This window comes from Streptomyces sp. XM83C, assembly GCF_023072675.1.
GTDB classification, from domain to species: Bacteria; Actinomycetota; Actinomycetes; order Streptomycetales; family Streptomycetaceae; genus Streptomyces; species Streptomyces thermocoprophilus.
On sequence record NZ_JALLGL010000109.1, the window covers coordinates 1 to 19224 of the forward strand.

Here is a 19224-nt window from a genome sequence, read left to right on the forward strand (position 1 = left end):
GAGCGTCGCACCGAGGACGGACACCCCCCGGCGCGCCCCCGTCCCACCCACCGGACAGGTGGCGCTACACCAGCCACGCACCCATCGAAACGGGCCGCCGCAGGCATCAGGGGCGCGGGGAACTGCGCGAATGCCCCCCACCGGCCCGCAGGTGGAAACGAGGGCCCCCGCCACATCAAGGGGCGCGGGGAACTGCGCGAACGCCCCCCACCGGCCCGCAGGTGAAAGCGATGGCCCCGCCAAACAAAGGGGCGCGGGGAACTGCGCGGAAGGGCGTCACCGGCACCCCGGTGGCAAAGGGGGCGCGGGGAACTGCGCACAAGGGCGTCACCGGCACGCCGGTGGCAAAGGGGGACGCGGGGAACTGCGCGCAAGCGGCGTCACCGGCACCCCGGTGGCAAAGAGGGGCGCGGGGAACTGCGCACAGGCCCGCCCGGCCACAGGGCACCCGCGCCACACCCCGCAAGGAAACTGGCACTCCGCTTGACCGAGTGCTAACCCCGGTCATAGTCTCAGCTCTGGCACTCACCACAGGAGAGTGCCAAACACGCGACGGGCAGGTCCGGCACCCGCGACGACGGATCGACCTGGTCGCCACCTCAGACAGTTAACCCCGTGAGATCTCCGAAGGGGGAGGTCGGATCGTGACGACCGCCAGCTCCAAGGTTGCCATCAAGCCGCTCGAGGACCGCATCGTGGTCCAGCCGCTGGACGCCGAGCAGACCACGGCCTCTGGCCTGGTCATTCCGGACACCGCCAAGGAGAAGCCCCAGGAGGGCGTCGTCCTGGCCGTGGGCCCGGGCCGCTTCGAGGACGGCAACCGTCTTCCGCTCGACGTCTCCGTCGGCGACGTCGTGCTCTACAGCAAGTACGGCGGCACCGAGGTGAAGTACAACGGCGAGGAGTACCTCGTCCTCTCGGCTCGCGACGTCCTCGCGATCATCGAGAAGTAAGCACACTTCACCCGAAGTTCTGCTTGTAGCTGCGCCCCCGGCCCCCGCGCCCGTTGAGAAGCCGGGCGCCCGGGGCGCAGTTGTTTTCACTCATAGATTTCGGAGAGGGCTCCCGCTGTCATGGCGAAGATCCTGAAGTTCGACGAGGACGCCCGTCGCGCCCTCGAGCGCGGCGTCAACAAGCTGGCCGACACGGTCAAGGTGACGATCGGCCCGAAGGGCCGCAATGTCGTCATCGACAAGAAGTTCGGTGCCCCGACCATCACCAACGACGGCGTGACCATCGCCCGCGAGGTGGAGATCGAGGACCCGTACGAGAACCTCGGCGCGCAGCTGGTGAAGGAGGTGGCGACCAAGACCAACGACATCGCTGGTGACGGTACGACCACCGCCACCGTGCTGGCGCAGGCGCTCGTCCGCGAGGGCCTGAAGAACGTCGCCGCCGGTGCCTCCCCGGCCGCCCTGAAGAAGGGCATCGACGCCGCCGTCAAGGCCGTCTCGGACGACCTGCTCGCCTCGGCCCGCCCGATCGACGAGAAGTCCGACATCGCCGCCGTCGCCGCGCTGTCCGCGCAGGACCAGCAGGTCGGCGAGCTGATCGCCGAGGCGATGGACAAGGTCGGCAAGGACGGTGTGATCACCGTCGAGGAGTCCAACACCTTCGGCCTGGAGCTGGACTTCACCGAGGGCATGGCCTTCGACAAGGGCTACCTGTCGCCGTACTTCGTGACGGACCAGGAGCGCATGGAGGCCGTCCTGGAGGACCCGTACATCCTCATCCACCAGGGCAAGATCTCCGCCATCGCCGACCTGCTGCCGCTGCTGGAGAAGGTCATCCAGGCCGGCTCCTCCAAGCCGCTGCTGATCATCGCGGAGGACGTCGAGGGCGAGGCCCTGTCCACGCTGGTCGTCAACAAGATCCGCGGCACCTTCAACGCCGTCGCGGTGAAGGCCCCCGGCTTCGGTGACCGCCGCAAGGCGATGCTCCAGGACATGGCGATCCTCACCGGCGCCACCGTCATCTCCGAGGAGGTCGGCCTCAAGCTCGACCAGGTCGGCATCGATGTGCTCGGCACCGCCCGCCGCGTCACCGTCACCAAGGACGACACCACGATCGTCGACGGCGCCGGCAAGAAGGAGGACGTCGAGGGCCGCGTCGCGCAGATCAAGGCCGAGATCGAGAACACCGACTCCGACTGGGACCGCGAGAAGCTCCAGGAGCGCCTCGCGAAGCTGGCCGGCGGCGTGTGCGTGATCAAGGTCGGCGCCGCCACCGAGGTCGAGCTGAAGGAGAAGAAGCACCGTCTGGAGGACGCCATCTCCGCGACCCGCGCCGCGGTCGAGGAGGGCATCGTCTCCGGTGGTGGCTCCGCCCTCGTCCACGCCTCCAAGGTGCTGGAGGGCAACCTCGACAAGTCCGGCGACGAGGCCACCGGTGTCTCCGTCGTCCGCAACGCCGTCGTGGAGCCGCTGCGCTGGATCGCGGAGAACGCGGGCCTCGAGGGCTACGTCATCGTCTCCAAGGTCAAGGAGCTGGAGAAGGGCAACGGCTACAACGCCGCCACCGGCGAGTACGGCGACCTGATCAAGGCCGGCGTGATCGACCCGGTGAAGGTCACCCGCTCCGCCCTGGAGAACGCCGCCTCCATCGCCTCCCTGCTGCTGACGACCGAGACCCTGGTCGTCGAGAAGAAGGAGGACGAGGAGCCCGCCGCCGCCGGCCACGGCCACGGCCACGCTCACTGAGCCCACGCCTCTCGGCGAGGACGAGGACGGCCCCGGCACCCGTTCACGGTGCCGGGGCCGTCCCCCTTCGCGGGCGGACTCAGTCGCCGAGTACCCCCAGTTGCTCCAGCACGCCCGCACGGTCGTAGCTCCACCAGGCCTCGCAGATCCGGCCGTCACGGAACCGGTGCCAGGTCATGCCCTCCATCGTCACGTCCTGCCCGGTCGGCGGGATGCCCAGGAACTCGCCCTTGTGGTGGCCGCGCCACGTCCAGCGCGTGCACACCCGGTCCTCCTGCGCGATCTGGTCCTCGACGGTGAAACCGAAGTCGAACCCCGCGAGCCAGCGTGCGTACGGCTCGCGCATCGCGGCCACGCCCTGCACGGCTTCCCCGTTCGCCGGGTCGTGGTCCACGTAGTCGTCGGTGATGTGCTCCGCCACCGCGTCCGGTTCGATCGAGCCCAGCGCGGAGAAGAACGCCCGCGCCGCGAGCGTGTTGAGCTGTTCGTCGCGGACCACGTCCAGGTCCGTGAAGGTCGGCATCTCGTCGCAGAGCGCGACCATCTCCTGGAAGATCTTGTCTGTCTCGGGCAGGTTCGAGTTCCGCATCGCCTCCTCGTACGAGGGGAACTCCACGATCTCGATCAGATGCGAGGCGTCCGAGCGGTCCTTGCCGACCAGCGCGTGCGTCGCCGTGCGCTTGCCGCGGGTCGCCTCGACCCACGTGTCCATCAGCCGGTTCATCTCGTCGAGCCGGCTCGTTTTGCAGTCGATGAGCTGTACGAAGGTCATGGTGTGCCGCCTTCCGGCCCCCCGTTGGGTTCCGGTGGTCCTGCCCGCACCATTTTCCCACCGGAAGCGCCCGGCCACCCGTTCCGGTTCGTACGGCTTCCGGTTACTGCGGCCCGTACTTCCGGCCCGTGCGTGAGGTGATGCCGCCCAGCACGCCCCGCGGCATCAGCTTCGCCGCGCCCATCAGCACCTTGTAGCGCGGGTCCGGAATGGACAGGGTGCGGCCCCGGGCGAGGTCGGCCAGCGCCGTCGCCACCAGCTTGTCCGCGTCCAGCCACATCCAGCCGGGGATGTTGTCCGTGCCCATCCCGGCCCGCTGATGGAACTCCGTGCGCACGAACCCCGGGCACAGCGCCATCAGCCGCACCCCCGACCCGGCCAGATCCCGCGCCGCGCCCTGCGTGAACTGCACGACCCACGCCTTCGACGCGCCGTACGTGCCGCGCGGCACGAACGCGGCGACCGACGCCACGTTGACGATGCCGCCCCGGCCGCGCTCCCGCATCGTCTCCGCCGCGGCGGACGTCAGCCGGAGCACCGCCTCGCAGTGCACCTTCAGCATCCGCAGCTCGTCGGCCATGGACACGTCCAGATAGCGGCCCTTGTTGCCGAAGCCGGCGTTGTTGATCAGCAGGTCGACCGGGTCACGGCGGTCCCGGAGCCGTGCGGCGACCGCCTCGATGCCCTCGTCCTCGGCGAGATCGGCGGTCAGCACCTCCGCCTCGACGCCGTGCCGGTCGTGCAGCTCGGTCGCCTGCTCGCGCAGCCGGGCCGTGTCCCGCGCCACCAGCACCAGGTCGTGCCCGTCCGCCGCCAGCCGCCGCGCGAACGCGGCACCGATCCCCGCGGTCGATCCCGTAATCAGAGCCGTTGTCATGCGCCAAGCGTAGTGACCCGGACCGCCCGCCTCCGCCGGGCTGAGCCGTGGTCAGAGGCCCTGCCCCTCGCCGTACTTCTCGACGTACTGCCGAGCCGCGGCCAACGCTTCCGGATGCAGCGCCGGGCCCGCCGCCAGCAGTCGGGGCAGCAGCGCGCGCTCCGTGGTCGTCGCCCGGAACTCCAGCGTGGTGGTGATGTCGTGGTCGGGGCGGTGCACGATCTCGATGCCGTCGCCCGCCCGGATCTCCCCCGGCTCGATCACCCGCAGATACGCCCCCGTCCGCCCTCGCCGCGTGAACCGCTTCACCCAGCCCGGCACCCCCAGATGCCCCTGGAAGGTCCGGCAGGGGATACGCCCCGAGGTCACCTCGAGCACCACCGCGCCGCCGATCCGCCAGCGCTCGCCGATCAGTGCCCCGGACACGTCCAGGCCCTCGGTGGTGAGGTTCTCCCCGAAGGCGCCGTTGCGCAGCGTGCGGCCCAGCTCGCGCTCCCACTCGTCGAGGTCCTCGCGCGCGAACGCGTACACCGCCTGGTCGTCGCCGCCGTGATGCCGGGTGTCGCACACCGCGTCCCCGGCCACCCCGCTCGCCCCGACGCCCTTGGGGCCGGGCGCCGCCACCCGCAGCGGGCCGTCCGCGGGGCGTTTGTCGATGCCGGTCAGGCCCTGCGGCTGATCCGTGTAGGGGACGGGCCGGGCCTCGCCGATGTTCACCGAGAGAAGCTTCATGCCCGCACGGTAGGCGAGCGATACTCAAAGTGTCGACGCAATATCAGTCACATTTCCCAAGGATCACTTATGATCGAAGGGTGATCGAGGCCCGTCATCTCCGTGTCCTGCGTGCCGTCGCCGCCACCGGTTCCTTCTCGGCGGCGGGGCGGGAGCTGGGCTGCACCCAGCCCGCCGTCAGCCAGCAGATGAAGGCCCTGGAGGCCTCGGTCGGCACACCGCTGCTGGTGCGCAGCGGCCGTGAGATGCGGCTGACGCAGGCGGGCGAGGCACTGGTGCGGCACGCGGCCGGCATCCTCGCCGGGCTGACCGCCGCGGAGGAGGAGGTCGCCGCCATCGCGGGCCTGCGCGCGGGCCGGGTGCGGCTGGTGTCCTTCCCGAGCGGCAGTTCCACGCTGGTGCCCGCCGCGCTGGCCGCCCTGCGCGCAGCGCACCCCGGCACCCGCGTCTCCCTGGAGGAGGCCGAGCCGCCGCAGTCCGTCGACAAGCTGCGGGCCGGCGACTGCGACATCGCCCTCGCCTTCCGCTACGAGGGGGCGGCCGTCTCCGACGAGTGGGACGACCTGGTCGTACGGCCCCTGCTGCGCGACCCGCTGATCGCGCTCGTCCCCGAGCGGCACCCCCTCGCGCGTTCCGCCGACGGGTCCGTGGCCATCGGTGCCCTGGCCGGCGAGTCGTGGATCGCCGGGTGCCCGCGCTGTCGCGGTCAGTTGGTGGAGGTGTGCGAGGCGGCGGGTTTCACCCCGCGCATCGACTTCGCCACCGACGACTACCCGGCCGTGGCGGGGCTGGTCGGCGCCGGGCTCGGGGTGGCCGTGCTGCCGCAACTCGCGGTGGAGTCCGTACGGCCGCGCGGCGTTCGCATGTTGACGCTTGAACCGTCAGTGCGCCGTGAGGTCGTGGCGCTCACGCTCCCCGACCTCGCGCAGGTGCCGGCGGTCGCGGCGACGCTGGAGCAGCTGACCGCGGCGGCGGCCCGGTAGGGCGCTCCCGCGCGCCGCCCCCTCGCGGGCGCGGAACGCCGGGCGCGGGACACAAGCGCGAGGCGGAAGCGCGAGACACAAACGCGAGGCGGAAGCGCGGGTCGGAGGCGGAGGACAGAGGGGGCACGAACAGAGGGCACGCGTGTGCGTGCCCTCCGCGTTCCGCCTTCCATGACGAAGAAACGTTCCTTCAGTTGTTCGAGGCGGAGTCGGCGCCGGGTGCCGACGCGGACACCAGGCGATTGCGCGCCCGTCCCATCAGCTCCTCGCGCTCGTCCTCCGTCAACCCGCCCCACACGCCGTACGGTTCCCGGACCGCCAGGGCGTGGGCCGCGCACTGGGCGCGGACCGGGCACCTCATGCAGACCTCCTTCGCGGAGTTCTCGCGAGCGCTGCGCGCCGCACCTCGCTCGCCCTCCGGATGAAAGAACAGCGAGCTGTCCACCCCGCGGCACGCGGCCAGGAGCTGCCAGTCCCACAGGTCCGCGTTCGGTCCGGGAAGGCGGGAGAAATCTGCCATTGCGTGACCCCTTGCAGCCGTTTCGAGCGGATACGGTGCTGACGACCGTACATCTACGATCTAAGGAGATGAAAATATGACTCATTGCGAATCTAGCCTCAGACACTGGTACATGGGAAGAAATAGGGCCGAATGGGGCATGGATGTGATGAAACCTTGAGGGTCCGCCGCGCGCATCGGCGCTGTGTCCGTCCCCTCACGTAGAGTGCTCAAGATGGCACACGGCCCCGTAACTCTTTCGAGTGACCGTCGTTGAGAGTGTGGAGGCGGTTGAAAACACAAGCGCTCGGGCAGGCGTCCGAGACGGTCGACCGCACAGGTGACGATTTCGTACCAGCCTGGAGGCACAAGGTGACGCGCATCAGCTGCGGAGGGCGGCCATGACTTCCGTCCTCGTCTGCGACGACTCCCCGCTTGCCCGAGAGGCGCTCCGCCGCGCGGTCGCGACCGTGCCCGGCGTCGAGCGCGTGACGACGGCGGCCAACGGCGAGGAAGTCCTCCGCCGCTGGGGCGCCGACCGTTCCGACCTGATCCTGATGGACGTCCGCATGCCCGGTCTGGGCGGCGTGGAAACCGTCCGCCGGCTGCTGTCCGCCGACCCCGGCGCGCGCATCATCATGCTCACCGTCGCAGAGGACCTCGACGGCGTCGCCCTCGCGGTGGCCGCCGGCGCCCGCGGCTATCTGCACAAGGACGCCTCCCGCGCGGAACTGCGGGCCACGGTCACCCAGGCGCTCGCCGACCCGACCTGGCGGCTCGCCCCGCGCCGTCTGCGCTCGGCCGAGATGGGTGCCGCGCCCACCCTCACCGCCCGTGAGATCCAGGTCCTGGAGGGCATGAGCCACGGCCGCTCCAACGCGGAGATCGGCCGCGAGCTGTTCCTCTCGGAGGACACGGTCAAGACGCACGCCCGGCGCCTGTTCAAGAAGCTCGGTGCCTCGGACCGTGCGCACGCCGTGGCGCTCGGCTTCCGCTGGGGCCTGGTGCGCTAGGCCGTGGCCGCACAGTCGCGCCGTCCGCCCACGGGGCCGGGCTCGCGGCGTCGACGGGAGAGCGTGCGAGCGCACGGCGACGGGCCGCCCGGACACGGGACGTACGGGGGCGGCCCTGGGTCGTCTCCGCACAGTCGCGTCGTCCGCCCGGAGGGCGGGCCGAACGGCGTCCGGTGCGTGCTCCCGGCGTGCCGGACGGTTGCCCGCGCACTGGCCGTACGCGGGCGGACGGCCGGTGCGGCGAGTGGGGGTCCCCCCTGCTCGAAGAGCCTGGGGGAGCATGCCGGGCGTCGGCCGGCAGACGGGACTTCGCGGACACGGCCCAGGACATGGCGCGGCGGCGCCCCCGCCCGGGGGCCCTGCCGCCCGGCCCCGCGACAGGCTTCGCGGCCGGGGCTCGGACCCGGCACCGCACCCGGCCCCGGGACCGACGCCGGGCCGATCCCTCCGACGGAGGCATCCCGCTCGGCCCGCCGACCGCGCCGCGCACCCGCCCGCGCGGGCCGCGGCGTACGGCCCCACCTGGGCGTGCGTCGTACAGTCCGCCCCGCTCCCGGCGCCCCGGGCCGGGCGTGTGACGGAAGCGGCCGTAGGCCCGCTGCTCGTTTCGGCGCCGATGCCGCATCCTTGAGGTGTGGAGTACCTCGGGGAGTCGGTCGAGCGGAAGGGGAGGGCGCAGGGGATGAGTTCCGGCGCACCTGCTCATAACGCTTCGGTGCACAACGACGGACGTGGTGCCGCGGACGCTTCGGCCGCAGGGCACGATGGACCGATGCGCGACGACGAGGCGGCCACTCCTGCCCAAGGGGCGATCGGCGCGCTGGTGCACCGCGCCGTCGACGGCGACGAGCAGGCCACGCACGATCTGCTCGCCCACGTCCATCCGCTCGCCCTGCGCTACTGCCGTACCCGGCTGTCCCGGCTGCCCGGCGACGCCCGCCACTTCGTGGAGGACCTCGCCCAGGAGGTCTGCGTCGCCGTCCTGCTCGCCCTGCCCCGCTACAAGGACACCGGCCGCCCCTTCGAGGCGTTCGTCTTCGCCATCGCCGCCCACAAGGTCGCCGACCTGCAACGGGCCGCGATGCGCCACCCCGGCTCCACGGCCGTACCGTCCGACGAGATGCCCGAGCGGCCCGACGACTCGCTCGGCCCCGAGGAGCGCGCCCTGCTCAGCAGCGACGCCGAGTGGGCGAAGAAACTCCTCGCCAACCTGCCCGAGAACCAGAGGGAGCTGCTGCTGCTGCGCATCGCCGTGGGGCTGACCGCCGAGGAGACCGGGCAGATGTTGGGAATGTCACCCGGAGCCGTCCGGGTCGCCCAGCACCGCGCGCTGAGCCGGCTGCGGGCGCTCGCCGAACAGTGACGGCACCTGCCCCGACGCCCCGCCGACGCCTTGGTTGAACAGGCGACGACCAGTCTCCGTACGAACATACGAAGCCCGATGCGGCCCCGAACCGTGGAATGAGACGGGTCCATCTCCCGTTAGCATGGGCATCCGCACCGAGCAAGGCCATTTGGGGAAGGTGTCATGACTGCCAACGTCGACGGAGTGCCCGACAAATTCGCGACCCTCGGGCTGACCTACGACGACGTGCTGCTGCTGCCGGGAGCCTCCGAGGTGCTCCCCAACGCGGTCGACACCTCGTCCCGCATCTCCCGGAACGTCCGGGTCAACATCCCGCTGCTGTCCGCCGCCATGGACAAGGTCACCGAGTCCCGTATGGCGATCGCGATGGCCCGCCTCGGCGGTGTCGGCGTCCTGCACCGCAACCTGTCCATCGAGGACCAGGTCAACCAGGTCGACCTGGTGAAGCGGTCCGAGTCGGGCATGGTCACCGACCCGATCACCGTCCACCCCGAGGCCACGCTCGGCGAGGCCGACGCGCTGTGCGCCAAGTTCCGCATCAGCGGCGTCCCGGTCACCGACCCGGCGGGCAAGCTGCTCGGCATCGTCACCAACCGTGACATGGCCTTCGAGACCGACCGCAGCCGCCGCGTGCACGAGGTCATGACCCCGATGCCGCTGGTCACCGGCAAGGTCGGGATCTCGCGCCCGGAGGCCATGGAGCTGCTGCGCAAGCACAAGATCGAGAAGCTTCCGCTCGTCGACGACGAGGGCATCCTCAAGGGCCTCATCACCGTCAAGGACTTCGTGAAGGCGGAGAAGTACCCGAACGCCGCCAAGGACGCCGAGGGCCGTCTGCTCGTCGGCGCCGCCGTCGGCGCCAGCCCCGAGGCGATGGAGCGCGCCCAGGCGCTCGCCGAGGCCGGTGTGGACTTCCTCGTCGTGGACACCTCCCACGGCCACAACAGCAACGCCCTCAGCTGGATGGCGAAGATCAAGTCGGCGGTGAACGTCGATGTGATCGGCGGCAACATCGCCACCCGCGACGGCGCCCAGGCGCTGATCGACGCCGGTGTCGACGGCATCAAGGTCGGTGTCGGCCCCGGCTCCATCTGCACCACGCGCGTGGTCGCCGGCATCGGCGTCCCCCAGGTCACCGCGATCTACGAGGCCGCGCAGGCGGCCCGCCCCGCCGGCATCCCCGTCATCGGGGACGGCGGCCTGCAGTACTCCGGCGACATCGGCAAGGCCCTCGCCGCCGGCGCCGACACGGTCATGCTGGGCTCGCTGCTCGCCGGCTGCGAGGAGTCGCCGGGCGAGCTGCTGTTCATCAACGGCAAGCAGTTCAAGTCCTACCGCGGCATGGGCTCGCTGGGCGCGATGCAGTCCCGCGGCCAGGGCAAGTCGTACTCCAAGGACCGCTACTTCCAGGCGGAGGTCTCCTCCGACGACAAGCTCGTCCCCGAGGGCGTCGAGGGCCAGGTGCCCTACCGCGGCCCCCTCGCCAACGTGCTGCACCAGCTCGTCGGCGGCCTGCGCCAGACCATGGGGTACGTGGGTGCCGCCACCGTTGCCGAGATGGAGTCCAAGGGCCGCTTCGTCCGCATCACCGCGGCCGGCCTCAAGGAGAGCCACCCGCACGACATCCAGATGACGGTCGAGGCGCCGAACTACAGCAAGAAGTGAGCCACGCGCACGCGTACCACGTATGAGGGCGGCCCCGGGAAGCTCCGGGGCCGCCCTTGCCGTACCCGTCGGCGATACTGGTAGACGCTGCAACGCATCAGGGAAAGGCCACCAACGTGACTGAGATCGAGATCGGGCGCGGCAAGCGCGGCCGCCGGGCGTACGCCTTCGACGACATCGCCGTCGTCCCCAGCCGCCGTACGCGGGACCCGAAGGAGGTCTCGATCGCCTGGCAGATCGACGCCTACCGCTTCGAGCTGCCCTTCCTGGCCGCCCCCATGGACTCCGTCGTCTCCCCGGCGACCGCGATCCGCATCGGCGAGCTGGGCGGCCTCGGTGTGCTCAACCTCGAAGGCCTGTGGACGCGGTACGAGGACCCGCAGCCCCTGCTCGACGAGATCGCCGCGCTGCCCGCCGAGACCGCGACGCGCCGCCTCCAGGAGATCTACGCCGAGCCGATCAAGGAGGAGCTGATCGGCCGCCGTATCAAGGAGGTGCGGGACGCGGGCGTGGTCACCGCCGCCGCGCTCTCCCCGCAGCGCACGGCCCAGTTCTCCAAGGCCGTCGTCGACGCGGGCGTGGACATCTTCGTCATCCGCGGTACGACGGTGTCGGCGGAGCACGTGTCGTCGTCGCACGAGCCGCTGAACCTGAAGCAGTTCATCTACGAGCTGGACGTCCCGGTGATCGTCGGCGGCTGCGCCACCTACACCGCGGCCCTGCACCTGATGCGCACCGGCGCGGCCGGTGTCCTCGTCGGCTTCGGTGGCGGCGCCGCGCACACCACGCGCAACGTCCTCGGCATCCAGGTCCCGATGGCCACGGCCGTCGCCGACGTCGCCGCGGCCCGCCGGGACTACATGGACGAGTCCGGCGGCCGGTACGTGCACGTCATCGCGGACGGCGGCGTCGGCTGGTCCGGCGACCTGCCCAAGGCGATCGCCTGCGGCGCCGACGCGGTGATGATGGGCTCCCCGCTGGCCCGTGCCACGGACGCGCCGGGCAAGGGCCACCACTGGGGCATGGAGGCCGTCAACGAGGAGCTGCCGCGCGGCAAGAAGGTCGACCTGGGCACGGTCGGCACGATCGAGGAGGTCCTCACCGGCCCCTCGCACACGCCGGACGGCTCGATGAACTTCTTCGGCGCCCTGCGCCGCGCCATGGCCACCACCGGCTACAGCGAGCTGAAGGAGTTCCAGCGCGTCGAGGTCACGGTCGCGGACTCCCAGCACCGCCGCTGACCCCACCCGGCACCGCGGAGGGCCGGCCACCCCGACGGGGGTGACCGGCCCTTTCGCATGCGGTGTCGTGGCTGGTGGGGGCGCTTTTCGCGGGGCGGGGCGCACGGTTGTGTTCAGGGCCGGAGAGCCCCGGGCCGGTCCTGTGCGGGGCGCTGGTGTCCGTGATCGGCGACCTCGGCTCGGCGCGCCCCCTTCCGGCGACGTGGCTTTGGACCCGCACCCGCGGGGCCCCGTGCGCCCCCTTTCACAACCGGTGCGCTGCTCCTGTGGGGGTGGCGCCGCGGGTGTCGAGGAGGAGCTGGGCCTTCACCGAGAGGCCCTGGAGGTCGTACGTGCGGTGCTGCTGGAGGAGGATCGTCAGGTCGGCGTCGGCGGCGGCCTCGTAGAGAGAGTCGGCGCGGGGGACGGGGCGGTCGAGGACGTTCCAGGACGGTACGTGCGGGTCGTGGTAGCTGACGGCGGCGCCGAGCCGCATCAGGCCGGTCGCGATCTCCTCGGCGGGTGTGCCCTGCTGGTCGGCGAGGTCGGCCTTGTAGGTGACTCCGAGGAGCAGGACGCGGGCGCCGCGGGCGGATTTGCCGTGCTCGTTGAGGAGGGCGGCGGCGCGCTGGACGACGTACCGGGGCATGCGTGCGTTGACCTGCTGGGCGAGTTCCACCATGCGCAGACCCCGGCCGCCGTGGCCGGTGAGGTCCTGCGGGACGGAGTGGCCGCCGAGGCCGGGGCCGGGCCGGAAGGCCTGGAAGCCGAACGGCTTGGTCTCCGCGCAGCGCAGCACGTCCCACAGGTCGACGCCCAACTCGTGGCAGAGGACGGCCATTTCGTTGACGAGGGCGATGTTGACGTGCCGGTAGTTGGTCTCCAGCAGCTGCACGGTCTCCGCCTCGCGCAGTCCCCGCGCGCGGACCACCTTGTCGGTGATACGGCCGTAGAAGGCGGCGGCGGACTCGGTGCAGGCGGGGGTGAGACCGCCGATGACCTTCGGGGTGTTGGCCGGGGTGTGGCAGCGGTTGCCGGGGTCCACTCGACTGGGTGAATGCGCGAGGTGGAAGTCACGGCCCGCGCGCAGCCCGGACACCTCTTCGAGCAGGGGGCGCAGGAACTCCTCGGTGGTGCCGGGCGGTACGGGGGATTCGAGGACGACGGTGGTGTGGGGGCGCATGTGCCCGGCGAGGGTGCGTGCCGCCGACTCCAGCGGGCCGAGGTCGGGGGCGCCGTCGGGGCCGCGCGGGGTGGGCACGCACAGGACTGCGGTGCGGACGCGGCCGAGTTCCGCCGGGCCGGTGGCCTGGCGGAAACCGGCGGCGAGCATCCGGCGCAGTTCGGCGGGGCTGAGGGAGCCGGCCTCCGGGCCCGTGCGGTAGCCGACCGTGGGGATGCCGGCGGCGACGGCTGCCTGGGCCAGGGGCAGGCCGAGCGGGCCGAGTCCGATGACGGCGAGATCTGCGGGCATGGCGTGGGCCGTCCTTCCCAGTAACCGAAGCGGGACAGGCGCGCAAGCGCTGTGGACACAACGAGCGAGCGCACTGTCAGACTAGGAGTAAATATGACCGTTATGTGGGATTGATCCGCTCTGTTTCCCGTGGTGTTTCCGCACGCCCTTCCACGGTTGTCCACAGGCTGGGGGGTGCGTGGTGGCTGAAGTGGGGCAAGGCGGTCAGAATTTGGGCAGGGGGAAGAGAGCGAGTCACCGGGCTTCGCCCGACGGGTGCGGCCGACGCGATTGACGAAGGACGATCGGGAGGCAGCGGTGAGGACAGCGACACTGGGGCCGGCGCAGCGTGCGGAAGCCCTCGCGGCGATGGCGGAGCGGGAGCTGGACATCCTGGTGGTCGGCGGCGGTGTCGTCGGCGCCGGTACCGCCCTGGACGCCGTGACGCGCGGTCTGTCCACCGGCCTGGTGGAGGCGCGCGACTGGGCGTCGGGCACCTCCAGCCGGTCCAGCAAGCTGATCCACGGCGGCCTGCGCTATCTGGAGATGCTCGACTTCGCGCTCGTCCGCGAGGCCCTGAAGGAGCGGGGCCTGCTGCTGGAGCGGCTCGCCCCGCATCTGGTGAAGCCGGTGCCGTTCCTCTACCCGTTGCAGCACAAGGGCTGGGAGCGGTTGTACGCCGGGTCGGGCGTCGCGCTGTACGACGCGATGTCCATGGCCCGCGGCCACGGCAGGGGACTGCCCCTGCACCGGCATCTGACCCGACGTCACGCCCTGCGCGTGGCGCCCTGCCTGCGGAAGGACGCCCTCGTCGGCGCGTTGCAGTACTACGACGCCCAGATGGACGACGCCCGGTACGTCGCCACGCTGGTGCGCACGGCGGCGGCGTACGGAGCGAAGGCCGCCAACCGCGCCCGCGTGACCGGGTTCCTGCGGGAGGGTGAGCGGGTGGTCGGCGCGCGCGTGCAGGACGTCGAGGCGGGCGGGGAGTACGAGATCCGCGCCAAACAGATCGTCAACGCCACCGGCGTGTGGACCGACGACACCCAGGCCATGGTGGGGGAGCGGGGCCAGTTCCACGTCCGCGCCTCCAAGGGCATCCATCTCGTCGTGCCGCGCGACCGCATCAGCTCCACGACCGGGCTGATCCTGCGCACGGAGAAGTCCGTGCTGTTCGTCATCCCCTGGGGCCGGCACTGGATCGTCGGCACGACCGACACGGACTGGAACCTGGACAAGGCCCACCCGGCCGCGTCCAGCGCCGACATCGACTATCTGCTGGAGCACGTCAACTCCGTGCTCGCGGTGCCGCTCACCCGCGACGACGTCGAGGGCGTGTACGCGGGTCTGCGTCCGCTGCTCGCCGGCGAGTCCGACGCCACCAGCAAGCTGTCGCGCGAGCACACCGTGGCGCACCCGGCGCCGGGCCTGGTCGTCGTCGCGGGCGGCAAGTACACGACGTACCGGGTCATGGCGAAGGACGCCGTCGACGAGGCCGTGCGCGGACTGGACGTCCGCGTCGCGGACTGCGTCACGGAGGAGGTGCCGCTGATCGGCGCGGAGGGCTACCGCGCGCTGTGGAACGCGCGGGCGCGGATCGCCGCCCGCACCGGCCTGCACGTGGTGCGGGTCGAGCATCTGCTGAACCGTTACGGCTCGATGGCCGAGGAGGTCCTCGACCTCATCGCCGCCGACCCGTCGCTGGGCGAACCCCTGCAAGCCGCCGACGACTATCTGCGCGCCGAGATCGTCTACGCCGCCTCGCACGAGGGCGCCCGGCATCTGGACGACGTGCTGACACGGCGGACCCGTATCTCCATCGAGACGTTCGACCGTGGCACCCGCAGCGCCCGGGAGGCGGCCGAGCTGATGGCGCCCGTGCTCGGCTGGGACAAGGCCCACGTCGAGCGCGAGGTCGAGCACTACGACAAGCGCGTCGAGGCCGAGCGGGAGTCGCAGCTCCAGCCCGACGACCAGACGGCGGACGCGGCCCGCCTGGGGGCGCCGGACATCGTGCCGCTGTAGGCCGGCCGGCGCGCGCGGCAGGTCTCGGCACGCGTCGCGTGCCGTGGGCCCGCTGGACGCTTGCGCGGCCTCCGTGTCCGGCCCGGCGGCCGAAGGCCTGCGGTCGTCTCTGCGTTGCCCCCGGTCCGGCGTTGCCGTCGGTCCGGCGTTGCCCCCGTTCCGGCGTTGCTGTCGGACCCGCGCGGGTCCCCGTACCGCCACCGGCGATTCCGGATCGGGTGCATGGCGGTCCGTCATGACCCCTTTCGAAACGTTCCGTTCCGGTGTGCCGTCCCCGGAACCAGCCCTTCGCCATGCACGGAATGGAAGGTTCCGGGTGCGGTGCGTGCGGGGACCCTCGGTGCGTCGGCCACTTGTCGGGTGAGGGACAATGGAGGCTCTGTCAGGGCGGGTTGCAGAGGGGACGCATGTCGGAGGCGGAGCGGGCGGGGACATCCCGTCAGGACAAGAGCGCACGTCTCCTCGCCGGGCGTTACCGGCTGGGAGACGTACTCGGCCGCGGAGGCATGGGGACGGTGTGGCGCGCCGAGGACGAGACCCTCGGCCGCACGGTCGCCGTCAAGGAGCTGCGCTTCCCTTCGAACATCGACGAGGAGGAGAAGCGCCGGCTCATCACGCGCACCCTGCGCGAGGCCAAGGCGATCGCACGCATCCGCAACACCAGCGCGGTGACCGTGTTCGACGTCGTCCAGGAGGACGACCGGCCCTGGATCGTGATGGAGCTGGTCGAGGGCAAGTCCCTCGCCGAGGTCATCCGCGAGGACGGCCTGCTGGAGCCGCGCCGCGCGGCAGAGGTCGGCCTCGCCGTCCTCGACGTGCTGCGCTCGGCTCACCGCGAGGGCATCCTGCACCGTGACGTGAAGCCGTCCAACGTGCTCATCGCCGACGACGGCCGGGTCGTGCTCACCGACTTCGGCATCGCCCAGGTCGAGGGCGACCCGTCCATCACCTCCACCGGCATGCTCGTCGGCGCCCCCTCCTACATCTCCCCGGAACGCGCCCGCGGCCACAAGCCGGGCCCGGCCGCCGACCTGTGGTCGCTCGGCGGCCTGCTGTACGCGGCGGTCGAGGGCGTCCCGCCGTACGACAAGGGCTCCGCGATCGCCACGCTCACCGCGGTGATGACGGAACCCCTGGAGGAGCCGAAGAACGCCGGCCCGCTCAAGGACGTCATCTACGGCCTGCTCACCAAGGACCCGGCACAGCGCCTGGACGACGCGGGCGCCCGCGCCCTGCTGAAGGCGGTCGTCGACGCGCCCGACCCGGCGGAGGCCGGCCCCGCGGCACTGGAGGCGACCCGGGTCGTGCCGCTGCCCGCGCAGCCCGACGCGCCCGCCAAGCGGGGCGGTTCGTCCGGCAAGCGGGAGGAGGCGGCCGACCGGCTGCGCGGCGCGCTGCGCTCGGTGCGCAAGTCGACCGCGCCGGCGGGCGCCTCCGCGGCGGCCGGTGCCGCCGGGACCGGGGCGGGCGCGGCCGGAACAGCGGCCGGCACCAAGTCGGGCGGCACACGCGGCACTTCCCCTTCCGCCACGGCGGCCTCGGCGGCCGTCCCCCAGCAGGGCGGCGGCCGGCCGGGCGCTCCGGGCACCGGACAGGGCCCCGGCCAGGGCAACGGCTGGAACGTCGTACCGCCGCCGGACCTGGACCTGTCGCCGCGGCCCGCGCCCCGCGCCTCCCTCACCGACGTCGTACCGCGCCGCACCCTGGCGATCATCCTCGCCGTGGTGGCGCTGATCGTGCTGGGCATCGTCCTGGCCGTCGCGCTCAACGGCGGCGACGACGACTCCGGGGCGAGCGGCAGGTCCGGGACCGGGCCCGTCGCCGGTGCCTCCACCAAGGAGGACGAGGGCGGCACCGGAACCGGCCCCGACGGCGACGCCACCGCCGCCGCGGCATCCGGCGCGAACGGCACGTCCGGCACCGGCAGCACCCCGGGCGGCGCCACGGCCTCGGCCGACGACGGCAAGGGCGGCTCCGCGGGTGCCGACGCCGGCGTCACCACGTACAAGGGCGCCCAGGGGTACACGATCGGCCTGCCCGCCGGCTGGAAGTTCCAGAAGTCCAGCTCGGCCGGCGACCGCTTCACCGGCCCCGACGGACAGAAGCTGCTCATCGGCTGGACCACCACCCCGAAGAGCGACCCGGTCGCCGACTGGCAGAACCAGGAGCGCTACATGGTCCGCTCCCAGTACTCCAGGGTCCGCATAGAGAAGGTGGACTACCGCGGCTGGAACACGGCCGACTGGGAGTTCACCTACAGCGACGGCGGTACGGCCTACCGGTCCATCGACCGCGGATTCGTCGTCAACAGCGGCCTCGGCTACGGGCTCATGTACACGGCGAAGGCCGACGACTGGAACGGCGACCTGCGCAAGAACACCTGGCGCACCCTGACCGAGTCGTTCACGCCGAAGAAGTGAGAAAGCGCCCTCCGCGCCCTGGCCGCCGCAACAGCCCCACAGGATCTCGCATCCCCTCGTGGCGAGTTGCCTCCGGCACGTATCGTGAGTGATTGCGGACCGTACGCATCCGTGTGAGCGTGGGGTACGGAACGGGCCGCGACGCGAACGGAATTGACCGACCGTGCGGGCCGGGGGAGGCAACGTGGACGACTATGCGGGACGGGTGCTCGCCGACCGCTACCGCCTGCCGCTGCCGCCGTCCGACGAGTACGAACTCACCGAGACGCGCGCCTTCGACACCTACAGCGGGCAGGAAGTCCTGATCCGTCAGGTGCCGTTGCCGGAGGTCGTCGAGGCCGAGGTGCTCGACGCGGAGGGCCTGCCCGACGGGTTCACGGCACGCGACGGCACAGGCGGGGCCCGCGTCCCCGGAGCCCGCCGCCCCGGCGCGGGTCCGGGTGCCGGGTCCGGTACCCGGCGGCCCGCCGACCCGGTCGTCCGGCGCGCCCTGGAGGCCGCCCAGGCCGCCGCGCGCATCCCCGACCATCCCCGCCTCGACCAGGTCTTCGACGTCTTCGCCGAGGGCGGCTCGCTGTGGATCGTCAGCGAACTCGTCGAGGCACGGCCGCTGTCCGCGCTCCTCGCCGAACAGCCGCTGACGCCGTACCGGGCCGCCGAGGTCGCCGCCGACGTCCTCACCGCGCTGCGGGCGCTGCACGCGCACGGCTGGGTGCACCGCAACGTCACCGCCCGCACCGTCCTCGTCTGCGACGACGGCCGCGTGATGCTCACCGGCCTGGCGGTCGGCGCGGCGGAGGAGGCGCTGTGCGGATACGACCCCGTGCCGCCGCCCGACGACGAGGGCACGAGCGGTGCCGTCCCGGCGGGCAGCACCTTCGCCGGACCCGGCACGGCCCCCGCCGCCGGACGCGACACGACGCCGGGGCAGGGCCCGCGGCCCGGCGGGACCACGGCGGGCCTCACCGCCGGACCCGGCGCCCGCGCGGCCGTCGGCCCCGGGCCCGCCCCCAGCACCGGCCTCGGCCCCGGCCTGGGCGCGGGCCCCGGCCCCGGCGTGAGCGTCCCCCGTCCCGGCGGGCTGCCCGACCCCGAGGCCGCACGCCGGGCCGCCATCCAGGCCAGGGCCGCCGGAGGCCTCCCCGCCGCCGGCGCCACACCGGTCAACGGTGTGTCCGGGGCGTACGGCGACCGTGCCGGCGCCTCCGGCAGCGCCGACATCCGCGCCGCCCGCGCCGGGGCCATCGCCGCCTACCGCGCCGGGACACGCGCCGCCGCCCGCGTCCAGGAGGAGGCGCAGAACGGCCGTATCGCCCTGCCCGGCGCCCGGCCGCCCGCCCCCGGCGACACCACCGACGGCACCACCGGCCGGCCCGCCTCCACGACGCCGCCCGGCCAGATCGCCGACCCCTACGGCGTCCGTGGCACCCGCCCGACGCCCGCCGGGCCGGCCTCGGACGCGCCCGCGCCGGGCGCCCTGACCTCGGGCCCGCCCCGCCC

General features: G+C 72.3%; 15 protein-coding genes. 10 read left to right on the plus strand and 5 right to left on the minus strand.

The window, feature by feature from the left end; genetic code table 11:
* The first annotated feature begins 644 nt into the window (after positions 1 to 644).
* Both groES and groL read left to right on the plus strand, forming a co-directional pair.
* On the plus strand, positions 645 to 953 hold the full coding sequence (groES, locus tag MTQ10_RS14655; RefSeq protein ID WP_014178834.1) for a co-chaperone GroES: 309 nt from the start codon (positions 645 to 647) through the stop codon (positions 951 to 953).
* Positions 954 to 1073: 120 nt separating this feature from the next.
* Positions 1074 to 2699, plus strand: coding sequence for a chaperonin GroEL (gene groL / locus MTQ10_RS14660; RefSeq protein WP_247467421.1), 1626 nt, complete (start codon positions 1074 to 1076; stop codon positions 2697 to 2699).
* A gap of 79 nt (positions 2700 to 2778) precedes the next feature.
* On the opposite strand, the gene MTQ10_RS14665 is transcribed toward groL, so the two are convergent.
* The 3 genes from MTQ10_RS14665 to MTQ10_RS14675 form a co-directional block, all read right to left on the minus strand.
* The gene (locus MTQ10_RS14665) at positions 2779 to 3471 is read right to left on the minus strand and encodes an ester cyclase (protein ID WP_247467422.1); all 693 of its coding nucleotides are present in this window, start codon (positions 3469 to 3471) and stop codon (positions 2779 to 2781) included.
* 103 nt (positions 3472 to 3574) lie between these two features.
* Positions 3575 to 4348, minus strand: coding sequence for an SDR family NAD(P)-dependent oxidoreductase (locus MTQ10_RS14670; RefSeq protein WP_247467425.1), 774 nt, complete (start codon positions 4346 to 4348; stop codon positions 3575 to 3577).
* A gap of 51 nt (positions 4349 to 4399) precedes the next feature.
* Positions 4400 to 5080, minus strand: coding sequence for an MOSC domain-containing protein (locus MTQ10_RS14675; protein ID WP_247467426.1), 681 nt, complete (start codon positions 5078 to 5080; stop codon positions 4400 to 4402).
* Between the two features lie 80 nt (positions 5081 to 5160).
* Here MTQ10_RS14675 and MTQ10_RS14680 point away from each other — a divergent pair, with 80 nt between their 5' ends.
* Entirely contained in the window at positions 5161 to 6063 is a 903-nt protein-coding gene (locus MTQ10_RS14680; protein ID WP_247467429.1) for a LysR family transcriptional regulator, read from the plus strand.
* Positions 6064 to 6253: 190 nt separating this feature from the next.
* On the opposite strand, the gene MTQ10_RS14685 is transcribed toward MTQ10_RS14680, so the two are convergent.
* Entirely contained in the window at positions 6254 to 6583 is a 330-nt protein-coding gene (locus tag MTQ10_RS14685; RefSeq protein WP_247467432.1) for a WhiB family transcriptional regulator, read from the minus strand.
* Positions 6584 to 6963: 380 nt separating this feature from the next.
* On the opposite strand from MTQ10_RS14685, the gene MTQ10_RS14690 reads away from it, so the two are divergent.
* From MTQ10_RS14690 to MTQ10_RS14705, 4 genes are all read left to right on the plus strand, one after another.
* The gene (locus MTQ10_RS14690) at positions 6964 to 7575 is read left to right on the plus strand and encodes a response regulator transcription factor (protein WP_003948568.1); all 612 of its coding nucleotides are present in this window, start codon (positions 6964 to 6966) and stop codon (positions 7573 to 7575) included.
* A gap of 772 nt (positions 7576 to 8347) precedes the next feature.
* Positions 8348 to 8938, plus strand: coding sequence for a sigma-70 family RNA polymerase sigma factor (locus tag MTQ10_RS14695; RefSeq protein WP_247467435.1), 591 nt, complete (start codon positions 8348 to 8350; stop codon positions 8936 to 8938).
* Between the two features lie 165 nt (positions 8939 to 9103).
* Positions 9104 to 10606: an IMP dehydrogenase gene (gene guaB / locus MTQ10_RS14700; protein ID WP_247467438.1), complete on the plus strand. Its 1503-nt coding sequence runs from the start codon at positions 9104 to 9106 to the stop codon at positions 10604 to 10606.
* A 116-nt stretch (positions 10607 to 10722) separates the two neighbouring features.
* Positions 10723 to 11847: a GuaB3 family IMP dehydrogenase-related protein gene (locus MTQ10_RS14705; protein WP_247467441.1), complete on the plus strand. Its 1125-nt coding sequence runs from the start codon at positions 10723 to 10725 to the stop codon at positions 11845 to 11847.
* Between the two features lie 244 nt (positions 11848 to 12091).
* Here MTQ10_RS14705 and MTQ10_RS14710 read toward each other — a convergent pair whose 3' ends face one another.
* Positions 12092 to 13300 (minus strand): nucleotide sugar dehydrogenase, encoded by a 1209-nt coding sequence (locus MTQ10_RS14710; protein ID WP_247467460.1) that lies wholly within the window; start codon positions 13298 to 13300, stop codon positions 12092 to 12094.
* A gap of 297 nt (positions 13301 to 13597) precedes the next feature.
* Here MTQ10_RS14710 and MTQ10_RS14715 point away from each other — a divergent pair, with 297 nt between their 5' ends.
* The 3 genes from MTQ10_RS14715 to MTQ10_RS14725 form a co-directional block, all read left to right on the plus strand.
* On the plus strand, positions 13598 to 15304 hold the full coding sequence (locus tag MTQ10_RS14715) for a glycerol-3-phosphate dehydrogenase/oxidase (RefSeq protein WP_247467477.1): 1707 nt from the start codon (positions 13598 to 13600) through the stop codon (positions 15302 to 15304).
* A 407-nt stretch (positions 15305 to 15711) separates the two neighbouring features.
* On the plus strand, positions 15712 to 17724 hold the full coding sequence (locus tag MTQ10_RS14720) for a serine/threonine-protein kinase (protein WP_247467483.1): 2013 nt from the start codon (positions 15712 to 15714) through the stop codon (positions 17722 to 17724).
* Positions 17725 to 17908: 184 nt separating this feature from the next.
* Positions 17909 to 19224: protein kinase (locus tag MTQ10_RS14725; protein WP_247467486.1), on the plus strand; the 1316-nt coding region annotated here is incomplete at its 3' end.